At 44.7% G+C, this 18,001-nt stretch carries 5 protein-coding genes; all 5 read right to left on the bottom strand.

Annotated elements, in window-relative coordinates; genetic code table 11:
* A partial coding sequence (locus tag WHS63_RS05355) for a GumC family protein (RefSeq protein ID WP_445204219.1) occupies window positions 1-2,108 on the bottom strand: 2,108 nt, incomplete at its 3' end.
* 56 nt (window positions 2,109-2,164) lie between these two features.
* On the bottom strand, window positions 2,165-2,926 hold the full coding sequence (locus WHS63_RS05350; RefSeq protein WP_445204218.1) for a polysaccharide biosynthesis/export family protein: 762 nt from the start codon (window positions 2,924-2,926) through the stop codon (window positions 2,165-2,167).
* Window positions 2,927-3,305: 379 nt separating this feature from the next.
* Window positions 3,306-3,527: a hypothetical protein gene (locus WHS63_RS05345; RefSeq protein ID WP_445204217.1), complete on the bottom strand. Its 222-nt coding sequence runs from the start codon at window positions 3,525-3,527 to the stop codon at window positions 3,306-3,308.
* 574 nt (window positions 3,528-4,101) lie between these two features.
* Window positions 4,102-16,572 (bottom strand): beta strand repeat-containing protein, encoded by a 12,471-nt coding sequence (locus WHS63_RS05340; protein WP_445204216.1) that lies wholly within the window; start codon window positions 16,570-16,572, stop codon window positions 4,102-4,104.
* 687 nt (window positions 16,573-17,259) lie between these two features.
* Entirely contained in the window at window positions 17,260-17,442 is a 183-nt protein-coding gene (locus WHS63_RS05335) for a hypothetical protein (RefSeq protein ID WP_445204215.1), read from the bottom strand.
* Window positions 17,443-18,001 lie beyond the last annotated feature (559 nt).

The following is an 18,001-nucleotide window of genomic DNA, read 5'->3' as shown; positions in this document are numbered from 1 at the left end:
CGAGCCCAGGCCATAAACTCATCCATCTTGGGTGAACCAAGCAGCTCAGCAGGGTTGGGCGGGATTGGCCCTGAGGGCGCAAAATATAGGTTTACAACCTGCGAGGAGAATATAATATCATCTATATTGCTCCTGCCAATCAGGTAAGTGCTTATACCAACCGTTCCGGTGTAGCCCATTAGCCTATGCAGGCGGGGTTTACGCAGGTCTAACCCTATAAGTAATACCTTTTTCCCTGTAACGGCAGTAATGGCAGCCAGGTTTGCCGCAATAAAGGTTTTTCCCTCGCCCACCACGGTGGATGAGACCGATACCACCTTTTTATCGGGTTCGCGCAGCAGGTACTGCAGGTTGGTTCGCAATCCCCTGAACGATTCGGTTAGGGTCGATTTTGGTTTGTCAATTGCAGGTATTTCCGTTTCATAGCGGTTATGGCCAAGCGTTCCAATAACGGGAACCTTAGTGCGGCGCGAGATCTCCTTAAGGTCAACAAGCTTATCGTTGAAAAAGTCGTAAATCAGCATTATAATAAAGGGAATCGCCAATCCTGCCAGCAGGGCAATAAGGTAGTTCATCTGCTTCTTGGGTTTAACCATGGTGGCATTTTCAGCCAGGGCATAATCAAGTATCTTGTTATCGGGTATATTTGACGCGCGGGCAATGGCTGCCTCGGCACGTTTTTCCTGGAGGTAGGTGTACATCTTGTCAATCAGCCCAAAGTCGCGCTCAAAACCAATGAGCAGACGCTCATTCACAGGCAGGCGGGTCATTTCGGCTTCCACCTCCTTAATGCGGTTTTTGAGCTGTTTCTGTGCAATGGCGTTGGCATCAACCAGGCTATTTACCTTCTCAATCAGCGACTGGCGCAGGTTCTCTATTCTGATATCGAGCTGCTCAAGGCCCGGGCTGCCAGGCTTAACCGATGCGCGGAGCTCCTCGCGCTCAATATATGCCTTTGAGGCCTCGGCCAGCAGGGCATTCAACTGGGGATCGTCAACCCCCAGTACCGATGGGGCAATAATTGTATTCAGATCCTTGCGTTGGGCAAGGTAATCCTTTAGGTAGCTGTAGTAGTAACCCTTTAGCTCAATGGCACCCTGCTCCTGCTGTATGCTTCTTATCCGATCGATTAGCATACTGCCCTCGCGCGAAATATCCACCACCCGGTTTGCGGTACGGAAGTCCTGCAGGCGTTGCTCAGCCCGGCGGAGTGAGTCGGTCATCAACGCTAGCTGCTGGTCAATAAACTTTACGGTGTTCTCGGCTATCTGGTTTTTTTCCTCCAGCCCTCGCCTGATATACACCTCCATCAGCTTATTCAGGTAATCGGCTTCCTGTTGTGCAACAAAGCCGTTGCTATTCAGGGTGAGAATGGAGCCCTTTTTGTCGTTCAGGGTAACCGTTACCTTCGATTTATACTGCAATGCAAGCGCATTGGGGTCGTTAAAGTAGAAGTAGTACTTACTTACAGTTTGTGCATCCTTGTAGCTGGCAAAATCACGGAGCTGTAGGGTAAAGTTGAAACTCTCATGGTTAAAGGGTTCACCAAAACGCATGGTGCGTTTAATGCCCATGCCATCGTCAATCTCAACCGTATAGCGTAGCGAGTCGTGAATGGTTATGTAAACAGGATAGTTAATCAGGTTTACCGCACCGCTATCGGTTATTACCCTAAAGGGGCATCGCTTGTATAGCTTCGATTCCTTAATGCCACGGCGGCCAACGGCTACGTAGGTTACGTTAAAATCATCGAGCTCATCAATGGTTTGGCGGGCCAGTGAGTACGATTGGAGTATGCCTATCTCGTTCTGTACGCTTTTGGTGTTCTTAACCAGCCTTAAGCTTTGTATTAGCTGCTCGGCACCCACATAGGCTTTTGATTGGTCGTCGTCGCGCACAATTACACTTGAGCTAACGCTGTAAACCTGCTGCGAGTAACGGTTAACCAGGTATGCCACAAAAAGTGCAATGAAAACCGATATGGCGTACCAGTACCAGTTGGCTATTACGCGGTAAAGCAACTGTTTAATGTCGAGGGTTTCCTCCTCGGGGTAACCGGCAGGGTTTCGGGGAATTAGGTCCTGATTCATGTTGCTATCCTGTGCCATTCGCTACCTTTCTCCTCTTAGTTAATATTGTTAAACATGAATCGTAGTTTTAACATCTATTTCTTTAAAAAGTTCAAAAATAGCAAAACCGTTGTTAGTGTTGATAGCAGCAGCTGAATATTGGGTGTATTTAGCGCCATTACCTTGCCGCTACGGGGTTCAACAATAACGGTATCGTTGGGTAGTAGGAAAAAGCCCTCGGAGGTAATAATATTCTTGTCCTGCAGATCCATTCGGAAAGTTTTAACACCCTGTGGAGTGTTGCGCAGTACCAGCACATTGTTGCGCTTGCCAAAATCGGACAGGTCGCCGGCCAGGCCTATTGCTTCAAAAATGTTCAGGTTATCCTTGTAGTTGGTATAGGTACCGGGGCGCTTAACCTCACCCAGCACGGTTACCCTGAAACTAAGCAGCTTAACTACTACCAGGGCGTCCTTCAGGTAGCGGTCGGCAGCCAACTGTATGGACTCCTGCGCATCGCGCACTGAGTGCTCCGCAACCCTAACCTTTCCGATAACAGGTAAATTTACATCACCCGAATCGCTAACCGAAAAACCGGTAATGTAGGTCGATATCTCCGAGTTATAGATTGACGATGTTGCGGTTTGAGTATTGGCCAGGTTAAAAAGACGGCTAATGTTGGGGTCCTGGGTGTAAATCTGAATGCTAAGGACATCGCCGGGTTTAATAAGGTACACTGGCGCCTTAACAGAACCAAGGGTTTCGTTGGTAACATCGTTAAGGTAAACCAGCTGCGATTTACGGTTGCATGCAACCGTAACCGATAGTATGGCCACTATAAACAAAATTTTTTTCATCGTACCCGATTATCATACAAAGATAGTATTTTTTGATAATGGTTAGCATTGTATGGGTAAAAAAGTTGACGGTTGACGGTTGGTGGTTGTTGGTTGGTGGTTGATGGTTGACGGTTGATGGTTGATGGTTGATGGTTGTTAGTATTAAATATAAGAGATTTTAGTCTCTATGTCGTGCTGAGCTTTGTCGAAGCATTTCTTTTACCCTTCTATTAGATCCCTCGACTAAGCTCGGGATGGCAACATGATTGGTTCCTCACTCACCTTGTCATGCTGAGCCTTGTCGAAGCATTGCTTTGAACCTTCATTCCCTTTTTTAAATGAGAATCCTCGACTAGCTCGGAATGACAATACCCCTTTGGCTTCCTTATTGTTTTTGTCATGCTGAGCTCGCCGAAGCATTGCTTTGAACCTTCATCTCTTTACTATTAATGCAATTCCTCAGCCAATAAGAATATGCAATGGCAGTGGCATAAAAGCCTGAACCGGCAATGGGTCGGGGGTGGAATGTGGCGGTGGGCCTAGTAAGCGATACCACATGAGTCACGCCGCAGGCGTGGCGAATAGTATCGCGTGGCAGTTCCATCCACGGGGCACCCATCGGGTCGGGCTTTTCAGCCTTGATTTTCTTTGGTTCTTTCTTGTATCAAGACAAGAAAGAACGTGTGAATTGTTCTTTGCCATACTTTTCAGTTGCGATGCAAAGCTTCATCGTTGCTCTTTGGAGTATCATAGCGTGCATCGCTTTTTATGGGGGAGTAGGCATTGAGTTACAAATATTACGCCCCTACGGGGCTTGAAGCATTGTTCGTTGAACTGTTGTCATGCTGAGCTCGTCGAAGCATCGCTTTGAACCTTCATTCCCTTTTAAATGAGATTCCTCGACTAGCTCGGAATGACAATTCCTTTGGTATCATCTCTCCATTCAAGTTGTTATTGGGTTACAAATGTTTCGCCCCTACAGAGCTGGAAGCGTTATTCGTAAATGCCATTCTGTGAAACACCGTGTTACATTGTGTAACTCTGTGATACCTGTTTAGATATTGGTTGACAGTTGATAGAAAATTCAATAGAACACAGATAGCACAGATTGGGGTGATTTACGCAGATTTTCACCAAACACTAAACACCAATACTAAACAAAAACCCCGACTAATCGCCGGGGTTCTCATTACCTAGAATGCATAGTTATTTGGTACATGGTATGTAGGACCAGTTTCGGGGATCTTGTAAACCCTAAGCGTATCGGAAGGTTTTAGGTCAATGGTGTAGTCGTTTACACAGCCATGCCCATCAACAACCTGCTCAACTCTAAACAAATAATCGGTATAAGGCGAGGGTGGCGAACCTGCAGAAACCCATATCATTGGTCCTTTAGTGAAACTGTGAGGAGAGGTAACGTTATTGATTGCTGGATCGTTAACCCCATCCACCGAGTAGGTAAAGCTGAACGGACTAATGCCTGATGTTAAAGTTACTGTAACCAAAGCATCGTCGCCTGAGCAGATTGATGTGGAAACATCAATGTTGACATTGGGGCGCGGATAAACGCTAACCGTAACGGGTGATCCTACTATTACACCTGCACCTCCGGCATGCGACATAGCTGTAAGCTGATAGGTAGTTGTTACAAACGGGGTTACATTGAAAGTGTAGGGGTTATCGGTTATTCCATTGATAGTTTGAGGATTAACTCCATTTTCGGTGTATGTGATGCTATAGGGTGGCGTTCCCTTGGCAAAGGTAACCTCAATGGGTACGGTTTGGCCGGCACAGATGGTTGTATCGCCATCTGTGAATTCGGCTGTGGCAGGCTCTACTGAGCCAATAGTAAATATTTGGTCGGTTCCGTTGAATGTTATGGTGGAGTTACACGTTAGTGTTCCGCTGGCAGCATTCCCGGTTATGGTAACTGTTCCGCCAACAATTTCCCAACGGGTGCCGCTCCATCGGACAATCCGTAGGTTATTTAGGTTAGTGATTGTGTTTGCCACATCGGAGGTGCCATCGAGTACTAGCTTTAACCTTGCCGTGTAGGTATTGGGCCCTTTAATTATCCAGAACTCGGTTGATGTAACCTGCGATAGTCCGGGCTCAACACTAAGCGGATTGTAACCATAATCGTTAGGATTCTGTTCCTTATACTCCACGGTCCAGTACGAGTTGCTTGAACCAGCAGGCGCTACAATATTAGTGTTTTTCTTATGGTTAAGGTAACCCACTGGGAATTGATGCTCAGCCGATCCGTTTGCAAGTATTCGCATTAAAGGTCCTCTCACAAAAGCCGATGTTGAAACACTATTTAAACCATCGATGCGCTCCAGTTTAAGGATATTAGCTGGAGTAGTATTTACTACCGAGGCATCGTAAAGCCTTAGGTAGGTTGCCACATTTGTAGGTCCTTGGAGTGTAACCTCTTTGTTATTGTATACACTTAGGTTATTGAACCTATTGCCCACAGCGTTTAATGTAGCATTAATTACCTGATTACCGGTTGAACGGAGTTCAAATGTCTGTCCACTGGGCTCTGCATCGAGCAAAGCGGTTGCATCTTTAATAAGGTTTCCGTTCAGGGTTATTGTTCTGTTGGCCTGAGTGGCAAGTGTGGCGGTATTTAATACAGCAAGTGTATCGCAAATAGTCATGTTGATATTGGGAAGGGTTTTTGTGCCACTTCCGGCAATGATAAGCTTGCGGTATGTGTTGTAGGTGTTGTAAAGCGTATAGCTCGATGTTCCTCCATACTCAACTCCACCGCCAGTACATGTAATAAAATCGTCGTATTTACCCGCAGGCAGCGTATTCGATTCAAGGGCTAAAGTTCCTGTGCCCAGAACTGTACTAAAGTTGTGCCCATATGTGGTTCCAACCTCAAGGCGACCGTTTATGGTCATACGGTAAGTGGTACGCCTGTTACCATTGGTGCTTATGGTATGTTGAGGCCTAATAACTACTTTTACACCGTAAGGTCCATTTGCAGAAGGAATACCTCCATCGGAACGGGACCAGTTTGCAGCATTGTCCCATACCCCGCTATTTTCAGAGTAGTAGGTGATAATACTATCGCCAATGGCGGGATCTTCGCCGGCAAGGTAATCGCCAAGTAACGATGATGTACCAGTAGGATAGCTAAAAGTGATTGTATTATTAACAGCATCAACAGCACCAGAAACCTTTGCCCAGATATCGTTTGTAAGTCGGGCCGATACATAGCTATTCTCGTCACCCAATACATCGGAATCTACATAGGTCATCACAGCCTGTCCTTCAAAGTTTGAAATTCCGGTACTGTTAACGTACCACCAGTACTGCAGAACCCTTGAGGGATCGAGTACGCCAACATGTACCGTATTAACCGGTTTAACAAGAATTTGACCTTGCGATGAATTCTGATTCACGGTAAGCTCAACAGGAGTGTACTTGCCGTAAACACCAATAGGGAATGTGAAAGTTGATGCTCCTGTAGGAATTGTTTTCTCAATTCCAGCATTGTTGCCATAAACGCCATCGGTAAGTATCATCCGGGTAGATGTAAAACCCGAGGGTGCAACAACCTGTGCATTAACGCCTAGCGATAGTTTGTAACTCCCAATGTTAAACACCCCTGTGGTTAGGGTAAGGTTATTGGGCAGTGTAATATCGTTAAGTAGCTTTGCGCCGTTAAGATTGTCGAGTTCCATTAGTCCAAACGTTCCGGTTCCTGATACCTCCTGAAGAACAGACCCCTTGAGTTTAATTCCAGTTGCTGAATTCGCAGGGTTGCTGGAAATGTGTGAGCCATTGTTAATGTAGTTCCCTTTAACCGTTATGGCATTTTCACCATCGATAAGCTGTCCCTGAGCAATGTGAAGTATCCCATTAACCACAGGCGACGACGATGCCGCAAGCGTAACCGATGTAGTTGGCCGTACCTTCATGTGGTTAAACGTGGGCGATCCGCTTATGGTTTGAACGGTGCCTGCAAATACTACAGAATCGGTTGTGCCGTATGTCCAGGTTCCATTGAACTGCAAGTTGCCGTAAAGATATGTATGCCTATTGTTTGAATTGAACGCTGCAAGATTATTATCGAACTTGAATAAGCCGGCAATTCGCAACGGATCGGTCATTAGTTTGACGGTAGCAGTTCGGTTATTGGTGGTGTTACCAGCAATGGTAACATTATTTAGGGTTGGTGTAACATTGATGCTATATGTGTAGTTTGCGTTAAGGGTACCCTGGGAGAAAATGATTTCGCCACCGGTAACCGATGATGACGACGGCACAAGGTAAAGATCGCCAAATGTGGTAGCACCTCCTCTTCGGAATGTAATTGTACCACCCGACATGTTGAACTGGCTACCCGAGTTGCAAACCTCCAGTAAGGCTCTGCCTCCTGCAAGATTTCGACCCTGAATAACTACATTCCCACCGGTTTGAGTATAACGTAACGATCCGGCAAGCGTGCCGCCAGTACGACGTATCTGGGTTTGAACCTGAAGGGTTGCGTTATCAGCAACCTGTAATTCAGGCACATTGTTATAATAGATGATATTCCGGGTTTCTGCCACTGTTCCATCGCCCAAGTCGAGGGTAGCATTACCGTCAATCCTTAACTTCCCGTATAGCGCAATCCCATTGTTGTTACTGGTAATGGTATAGGTACCATCGCTTAGCCGCAGTGCTGATGTTGAGGGAATACTGAAGTAAGCACCACCCGATGAGAGTGTTATGGCATTTGAAGCATTGCTCAAAACAAGAGTGCCGTTTTGTAAAACTATTGACTTGGTTGATAAGTCAGTAGGTGCTCCAAGCGTTATGGCTGTAGTTATTGTACAGGTTGGAGTTTGATTTGTACCCTTATTCACAACAACTCTATAAAGGTCGGGGTTGCTACCGTTCACCTTGGTGAATGTGGCATTGCTTGTACCTGTGAACTCAAGAATGGCATTGTTGTCGCCTGAATTACCGTTAAATAGATCAATTGCGCCGTCGTTCTGAGTAATACCAGTACCTGTAACACGAACTGTATTTACAAATCCGTTCGGGGTACTATTCAGAACACGTAACCTGTTATTGGCGTTGGAAGTTAGGTTGAGCTGGGCAGTAGTTAATGTGCGCTCGGCATCGGTAGGGAACTCAATAATTCCGGCTAGGTAACCACCAATGTTTGTAGTTCCTTCAACTGTTATATTTCCTGTTGAACCTGAACTTAGCCTCAAAATACCATTGCTATCGACGGTTAAGTTCCTTTTTACCAAAATATCGGCATCAATAATAGCAATGCGGTTTCCTAATGTACCCCCTCCACCTTCGAACCGTAAATTTGGGTAGGTTGTAAATGAGGTCGGAATGTTTACAGTTCCATCCTGATGCTGGTAGTAATTGAACACGCTGGTAGCCTCGTTATTAAACTCAGTAAAATCGGCATCAACAGTAGGTATTTGGGTTGGGTTAATCCACATCATAAATGTACCTATCCCTGATACCTTACCCAGGCTGGCTGCGGCATCGGAATCGATAACAAGACGTGATTGATAGCCCGATGGGTTTGAGTTAAAACGAAGTTCAGCACACTCGGCAGTACCGTTCATGACCATAATGGAGTGATAGCCACCATTTGAGGCATGCCCTCCGTAACCAATTATGGCTATATCGCCAGCGGTAGGATAAGTGCCTGCTGCAACGCCAGTGTGGGACTCAAACGACCAGTTATTACCGTCGTGCCAAGCATGCGAATACCAGTTACCATCGGTTACACGGGAGTAGAAAATTCTGACAGAGCCCTGAAAGCGTTCGGTCTTTGCAGCGGTATAATCGGCGTTTGTGAGGGTATGATCCGGAAAACTTATCGTGTTGTTAGCAGCATCAACCCCTGAGGTTTCAGCAATACGTGTTGCTCCCTCAATGCGGCCGGGAACATAAAGGTTTTCATCACCCAGCACATCGTTTTCAACGTATGTGTATAAACAGGCAATAGTTGGTTGAGCGGTAAAACCGGTTTGTTTAACCCGCCAGTAATACTGAAGGGCATCGCCTGAAGAGGTCTGATCCAGCGTGGGAAGCTCGTGAAGAACGGGGATAACGGTTATGTAACCATCGTCGGCAAAGTTGGAAACAGTTATAACTGATGGAGTATACCTTTCGGTACCATCGGTGTTTGTTCCAACCGGGAAAAGGTAATCGCCATTGGCATTGATTTTGCGAACAAATCCACCATCGGACGCTTCGCCTCGGGTGCGAATTAGGGTTTGGATTGTGTAACCCGTTTGTATGTTGGGTGTAAGATTACCATCCAGGGTTAAGCTAAAACGGTCAAGGTTAATTGATCCGTTAGTAAAGGTTAGGTTTCCGGTAATACGTTGGTTGGCTGTGAGGGTTGATAATATATCAACAGCCTCGTTAAACTCAACGTTACCAAAAATACCATTACCGTTACCTCCAATAGTTCGGTTGGCAAGTGCGCCAGCTATAAGAATCTTGCCTAAACCCGTATGGGTGGCTGAGTTAACAATATTGCCTCGTGCAGTTATAGTGTAGCCACCATCGTTCAGGGTACCACTTAAAAGCGACAGTTCGCCATTAAGGTTGATATTACCATTGGTGCCAGCCAATGTAAGGGTTGATGAGGGTTTGTTAACCTCCATTGAGTACAAGTCGCCACTGATTGTTCCGTTTACCGTAAAGGTTGTGTTGGAATTTCCATTGAATATTGTTCGGTTCAAGCCAGGAGTATAGGTGGCGTTGGAACCTATGGTTAAGTTCCCCGATACAGTAAGGTTATAGTTAGGTGTATTGGTTTGCAGAATACCATAACCACTCAAAATAATATTCCCACTCACTTTTACATCGGAGTAAAGCCTTGCACCGTTGGTTCCGCTTGAGGCATTCCTGTTTACAGTAAGCGAGGGTAGCATGGCATTTGGACACTCAATATCGTACTGTGTATTCCTGATAATTTCAAGGTAAACGATACCAGCATCGCTTACAGTGGTGTTACCCTGCGTGGTCATCAACCTAAATGCTCTTGAACCGCCACCGCCTGACGTATTGTAGATTCGCATTGTACCGCCAGTCATTGTAAATAAACCAGCAGAGGTTGCAAAGTTAAAGGCGGCAGTACCATCTAGGCGGCTACCATTCTCAACCAAGCTATAGGGCACAGTTTGCAACGAGGCTGCATTGGTAACGCCTGAAACATCGTAGGTGTACCGGCCAAGTATCTCCACCTCGCCGCCGTACATTGCAAACGATGCAGCTCCAGCATTGCCTGTTCTGATTTGCCGGGTGCTGAGTTTTCCATCATTTACAACCAGCTCACCTCCTTGATCGCCGAAAAGAATACCTCCTGAGAAACGGCTGGAGAGGTAACCCTCGTTGATTTGAAGTTTACCGTATAGGTAAAGCTCTTGTGGCCGGGTATTATCCATGTGTACGCCTTGCGAGGGCAATCCCCATGCAGCGGTTACCTCAGCATTATCATCGGCTGAAATTAAAACCGTTACATCTCTGTCATCTATTACTAAGGCTCCATTTACAGGAATAAAGTACGAAGTTTGCCCGGTACCCGCTACCCCTAATCCCTCGGTTAATGTGGGAATGGTAACCATACCGGAAAGTCTTAATGTCCCATTACGAATCCACAATGCCTTCCTCAACTCAGGATTAACGCCGTAGGTAGGAATAGGGTAACGGTTGCATCCGAATAAACGGAAGTTCTCAGGGGCTGAAGCATTTATATTTAGCTCCACGCTCTGATTTATTCCTTTGTCGATAATCAGGTTGTAGAAATCGGTTTGACCAAAACATTCAGCCACCTGATTATCGGTACCGTAAAAGCGAACAGTGGTTGCCCCACGTGTGGTAAGTGTATCGAAACGGAAAGTGTTAATGTCGTCGCTTACAAAGCGGATCGATCCGTTATTCTTTAGGCTACCCTTAATGTAAACCTGATGGTAAACATCGTAGTAGCGTGGTACCGCCGATCCTGGCGATGTTCCGGGAGCAGGAAGTGTTGCATCGTGGGTTGATGCTGTACCTGTGCGAATACTACCATTGGAGTTAACCAGCAGATCGCCCTGAATATCAATTTTTATTCTGCTATAAATGGTTGAGGTAGGATCGTCCTTATAGATTTTAAACACACCCCTATCAACAATCAGATTACCGTAAACGGTTAGATTATTTAGCAGGGTTGCCACATTTGAGGCATTGGGCAAATTAAACTTCAGGTTGTAGTAATTGGGTTGATTGTTTAGGTCAAAAGCAGCGTCGGGTACGTTGTACTCAACGGTTCCCCCACCAGGCTCAACAATGTTATTAACTGCCACATTGGGCATTTGATTAGTGGCAAGCTTCAGGGTTCCCTGTCCCTCAAGGATTGAAACCACCTCGTTAAAGGCATAGTTCCGTAGGTCGAGTGTACCGCCATCGTTGATATTGATAACTAAACCACGGGTATTGAGGTTGCTGGTAAGGTAAACATTACGACCCTGAAGGATTACCACGTTGTCAGAACTTGCTGGCACTCTACTGCCTACCAGCAGTTGCCCGGCAGGGTCGGTTGTCCAGGTGTCGGGGTCGTTCCAGTCTCCATCCTTGTATGAGTAAAGGGTTTGGCGTACAGTTAAGGGGTCGTAAGCAGTCCACTGTCCGGTAAGCGGTTGAGCAGTGGGTACATACATGGTGTTTGATGCAATTGAGGATCCTGCAGGACTTGTGAATGCCGCCCCGTCCCAACGGTAAACGTTGTACTTGGTATCGTCGCCGATAACATCCAGTGGTGAATATGTAAAGTTTACATCGGCAGCAGTAATGCTGTATCCCGTAGAGGCTGTAACATCCCAGTATCGGATAAGTGCATCGTAGCTGGAGCTAACACTGGGATGGCGTTCTGGAACAGCCCTGAAGCTCAATGTCCTGTCGCCAGTTCCAGTTACAGTAATGCTATTTATTGTGATGGGGGTATATTTCCCCTTTGAACCAACTGGATAAACTCCTGGAATTTGACCACCGGCATTAAAAATTCTTGATAGTTTACCAGAACCATTTGTTTCAATCATGTTTGTTGCTGAGAATGTTCCGCTTATTGTTGCAGTTCGGTAAAGAGTAAGGTCGAAATCATTAAGCTGAACAATGCCTGAAGCGAGGTTAATATTGGTACGCACCTGTACAGAGCCTTCCAAAAACTTTGTGCTTCCGCCATCAATTACTAGGTTACCATACCAATCGCCACCTGTGGGTGAAAATATCATTTGGTTGGCAGTTGAAAGGTACCGGACAATACTATTTGCTGCATTGCTAAAGCGATTTGCCTGGTTTACCTCACCATACAGGTTAAGCTCATGAGCTAGCCCTCCACCGGACATATCGATACGTCCTCCGGAAGCCAGTAAATCGCCATAAACTGTAATATTGCGTAATGTTGTGCCAAACACCAGAGTCCCAGCAGTCATACGCAGGTAGCCATTTACAGTTATATTGCCGGTTATGGTTTTATTACCAGCATTTGTGATAGCTAAGTTCTCATAAATGGGCTCATGGGAAACATTTTGAGTTTGACCATTGTAGGTTACCAAGCTGTTGGGGTCTAAAATGATGTTAGCCCGAACAAAACCAGTTGGGAAGACATTGGTTGCAGCAGGAACATCGCGACCAATGCGGAGTTCCGACGCATTAAGCATAGTTAAGGTTCCCGTAGCATTACCGTAAACCTGATACTCCCAGGTATAGAAAATGTTCTCTTCGCCAATAAGTAGGTTTCCGTTGATGGTTACATCGCCCAATCGCATCTGTCGGTAACCTCCCGATAGAAGATGTAGGTTATGATACGTAGTATTTTTAATATATTGATTATTCAAATCCCTGTTGTAAATTACCGTGTTAGGGTTATACGATGCATCGAGAACGCCAGTGGCCATAGGCTCGTTAGCCCCTAAATAGGTAAGTATCCCCTGGTTAGCCCAAGTTGCCGTTGCACCATTACCGTTAAGGGAGGAGTAAATGTAAACACCGCTACCGGAAGTAATCTGGTTGGTAACGGTAACCCCATCGTTTACAAGAACAGCTCCAGCCCCAAAGAAAACAGCAGAATCGCCCTGTATGGTTGTGTTACCTGTGAATGTTGTGTTTCCTCCGCCGGTTTTATTAAAATCACCATAGTTCTGGATATTTCCGCTTAAACTTAATGCCGATGTGGAGGTTGGAGTAAACTTTCCACCAATATTTACCGTTAGCGTTCCGTTAAACGTGTTTGTGCCACCATTAGCATTATCAATAAAAGCACCACCGTTAATTGTTGCAGAGCTATGAACCAGTATGCTACCAGCTCTTGAATTCAGTATCCCATCGGTAATGGTAAGATTATCAACCTCCATGAGGTTGGCTAACCACATCTCGCCACTTGCTCCACGGTTTATGGTGAGACTAGCCAATCGGTTTGTTGTTCCTGGGGTAGTTTGATCAAAAGCAAAGGTTGAGGTAAAACTACCACTACCGTTTATTACCATATTACCTGTTCCGCCCCCTCTAATTCGGCCGTTATTGGTTCGGGTATGGTTTCCGTTTAGGGTTAGCGTGTAACCGTTTAGGTCAAGATAGTTTGCCGCATCGCTCAGGTTAAAAATCAGATTTCCATCAACGGAAATATCGCGGTTAAGTATAACATTAGTGCGAGTATTGGCTCCAATGCTAACTGTGCCAAAGGCAATGTCGCCAGTTCCTGAAATGGTGTAGGTTTGATCGTTACCTCTAAACCTGAAGGTGATTGATGGAGCTTGCAACAAATCACCGTTATTAATAAAAGCGTTTGGAGTAAGAGTTCCGCCAAATAATTCGATATTGCCGCTGTAGCTTAAGAACTTTTGATTTGGATTATTAAAAGTAATACTATGTATATAAAATATTGACCCGCTTCCACTAATAACATCACCACTTCCTGTTAGGGTTAAGTCGGCATAACGGGTTGTAGATCGCCATAAGTAAAGGTAGGCTCCAGCTCCAACACTTAATGCACCGCTTACATTTACTGAATGCGAAACGCTACCTGCATCCTGTACATACAACCTGCCATTTACGGTTAAATTGTTGGCATTTATAGTTCTATTTGCTGAACTCTCAATGTATACCGTTGTTGCTACAGCTTCAACTGTAAGGGTATTTGTTACATTAATATCCCGAGCAATATATTTATTGCCTGTCGAGTTAAATATCAGATTGTTAAAGTTTGTTTCACCAGTACCAGAACCCTGAATGTACTGCGTTCCTCCGGTTTGACTAAAGTAAACCGTACCGCCAGTAGCATTAAATGCTGGTGAAGCATTGCTTGAGACCACAAGGTTTGCCTTTATGTAGATATCGTTAGCGGTTGTAACCGTAGTTCCTGCCGATATTTCAAGATTCCAGAATGAATTTATACCATTTCCGTTAATGGTAATTGTGTTACCGGAATTATCAAAGTAAGTTGTATTGGCAGTTTGACTGTATGTTCCATTATTGCTCCACGATGTTCTAATGGTAGTGTTTGCTGTTGAACGCAGCTCACCGCTAATAATGTTGAAGTTATTTATTAACACAGCTGAACCTATGCTATAGTAGGTGCCGCCATTAACCACATTGTGGTTCAAAGTGCCCAGGGTATTAAATCCGGTTTCAAAATTTAGGGTACCTGAAACGGTTGGGGTGTTTCCATTACCCAGGTTAAGTACCGATGCAGTATTGCTGCTACCAAATTCACCGCTATTAGAACGGGTAAAACTGCCGTAAACATTGAGAGTGTAACCATTCAAATCAAAATAGCTGTTGGCTGTATTGCTATGGTTAAGTGTAAGTGTACCGTTTACTGTTACATCTCTGTTTAATGTTTGAATGGTCTGATTGTTGTTACCGCATTGCAGGTTGTTAAAAGCAATATCGCCACTGCCTGCAATACTAAAACTATCCATAAACCTGAAAGTCCCTGCAGTAGCGGTGAAAGTTCCACCATTGTTTGTAAAAGCATTACCAGAAGTTCCGGGGTAAAAATCAATATTACCGCTTGCCGTGCTGGTTTTATTGTTGGCAGCCGTAAGAGTAAGGTTCCTGAAACGGAAACTACCTGTTCCTTTAAGTATTTCGCCCTCACCATTTAAGGTAACATCGGTATAACGTGTTGTTGAGTACTGGAGATAAATAGAACCAATATTATTAATGTAGCCGTTGACAACAAGGTTGTGGGTAACGTCAACATTCGGAGTGTATAGGTAGGAATTTGTTGCTGTGAGTTCCAGGTTTCCTGCAACAGTCAGCGTTTGGTTATTTGTGGTACTACTAAAGTAAAGATAATTATACTCATTTATGGTTAGGTTTCCGTTAACAGTAAAGGTTGTACCAGCGCCAAGAGTTTTAGTTCGTAGTGTGGTATTGCTACCCTCTCTGCTAACTATCAAATGGTGATAGGTTGCAGGAGTAACTATTTGGTTCCCATCGCGTGAGTAATTTACTGTTGTTCCTACATTATCAACATCAAAAACACCTGTTGTCATGGGAGCGTTTATGCCCCTGTACTCAAGGGTTGAGTTGTTAACAAAGGTTGATGTTGCTGAAGCGCCATTTAGGGTACCATAAATAATTATTGTTCGGTTTGATGTAAGCGTAATGTTATCCTGAATGGTTACATCGCCGTTAAAGCGAACCTCTCCTGCTCCTGTTCCATCGCCAAGATTGTCTACTGTAAGATTTGATGCAACGCTAACAGTATTAGCAAAACTTACATTTCCGGTATTGTTTGAAATTGCAATACTTTGAGCATTTGTTTGAAAGGTACAGGAACCAAACTGAATGGTACCTGTGGAGTTTTGCTCCAATCCATTAGCCAAGGTAAGGCGACCTGTTGTGTTTACTGCAGTAGTTGTCCATGTTGAACTACCGTTAAGGGTAACCTTGCCCACAAAATCGGATTGGCTATTGCTGGTTATACTTAATGCTCCCGATCCGTTAAGAGTGGTAGTTCCTGTAACCGTTAAAGTTCCTGCGGCTGTTTTGGAAAATGTACCGCTGTTTACCTCAAGGTTTCCAGCTATTGAAGCCGTTCCAATCTGAGCAGTTCCGGTGGAACTGTGGGTAAAGTTTGCCCCAAAAATCATTCTTCCGGTTGTAGTAACTGCACTTGATGTAAATGCCGAAGCGTTGTTAAGCGTTACTGTTCCTGAAAACTGGTTAATGCCAGTATCGCTACCATCGGTGAAAGTCCCATTACCGTTTAATGTGGTAGTACCGTTTACGGTCAAGTTTTGGTTAAAAATGCCAAACGAACCGCTAATAGTAAGATTCCCTTGCACGCTTATTGCTCCACCAGCATTATCTGTCCAACTCAGAGTACCTGGACATGATAAATTGCCTGTTGTGGTCAGGGTATTGTTTCCCGAACCCGTTAGCGTTCCTATTATGGTAAGGGTGGGAATGCTTATGGAAACGTCCAGGGTTATGCTGTTACTTACTGTAACCTCGTTAGTTGAACCATTTCCGGGGTAGTAAGTGGCTGCAACCCAGCTGCTACCATCGTATCGTTCCCAGTATGCAACATTACTCCAATTGCCATCGGCAACAGTACGGAAATCGTTAACATTTTGCGCCACCACAGCACAAACCGACATAATAGCAAGGGTACTTACCAGTAATAAACGTTTCATTTTTTTTGCATATTTAACCTTATACAATTTTACAAAAAGTAATCCATTTTTCATATCTTATTCTTATTCTTTTTCTTACATATAATTATTTTAACAAGCGACATCAATTTTTGCCCGAAAATGTAAAACAGGTTTGGTTAAATGTTAATAATATTAGAAAGTAGGTGATATAGTTGACGGTTGACGGTTGACGGTTGATGGTTGTTAATAAATAAAAGCGATTTTAGTCCTTATGTCGTGCTGAGCTTTGTTGAAGCATTTCTTTTACCCTTCTATCAGATCCCTCGACTCCGCTCGGGATGACAACATGAATGGCTCCCTCACTCACTTTGTCATGCTGAGCCTTGTCGAAGCATCTCTTTGTGCCTTTAATCCTTTATACCTTTTGATTGGTATTACGTCAATTGCTCTTTGCTATGCCTTCCTGATGCGATGAAACGTTTCCACCCTGCTCTTTGGCATATCCATTGCGTGCATCGCAATACATAGGGAGTAGCCGAGGAGTTACAAATATTACGCCCCTACGGGGCTGGAAGCGGTCTTCGTTGTTCGTTACTCGTTGCTCGTTGTTCGTGAAAAACGACCTCACCCCCACCCCTCTCCTGACAGGAGAGGGGAGCGCCGTTAAAGTCTCGCCTTTCAGGGTAGATTTAGAGGGATCATCTAGGTTGAATGTAGGAAACGACATCACTCCAGACCGTCTCCCTGATAGTGAATGGAGCGGAAGAACCATGCAGTGGCATAAAAGCCTGACCTGGCAATGGGTCGGGGGTGGTACGTGGCGGTGGGCTTAGTAAGCGATACCAGATGAGCCACGCCTGCGGCGTGGCGAATAGTATCGCGCAGCAGTTCCACCCGCGGGGCACCCATCGGGTCGGGCTTTTCAGCCTTGATTTTCTTTGGTTCTTTCTTGTATCAAGACAAGAAAGAACGTGCAAATAATTCTTTGTAATGATTTTTCTTTTGCGATGCAAAGTTTCACCTTTGCTCTTTGGTAAAGGCATTTCGTGCATCGCTATACATGTGGGAGTAGACATGGGGTTACAAATGTTTCGCCCCTACAGGGCTGGGAGCATTGTTCGTTGTTCGTGAATCGAGATGGAACACAGATGACGCAGATTATGCTGATTTACACTGTGCAACACCGTGTTTCACTGTGAAACCCTGTGATACCGATTTAGTTGATGGTTGGTGGTTGATGGCATAAGAGATTACCTAAAATCTTTAATCTGAAATCTGAAATCTGAAATTTTAAATTTTTATCCTTTATCCTTTAACCTTATACCCCAAAAACTAAACACTCATTTCCCATTATCGGACTTTATAAATCAAGGTAGATTATCATAATAGTATGATAAACATAATTATACAACTTTTGGATTGGTTTTTGCATTGAAGACATTGCTTATTTTATAGGTATATTTGAAAC

Source organism: Tenuifilum sp. (genome assembly GCF_037481895.1).
Classification (GTDB): Bacteria; Bacteroidota; Bacteroidia; order Bacteroidales; family Tenuifilaceae; genus Tenuifilum; species Tenuifilum osseticum.
Note: the sequence above shows the minus strand (reverse complement) of the source record. Positions and strands in the feature narration are given on the sequence as shown.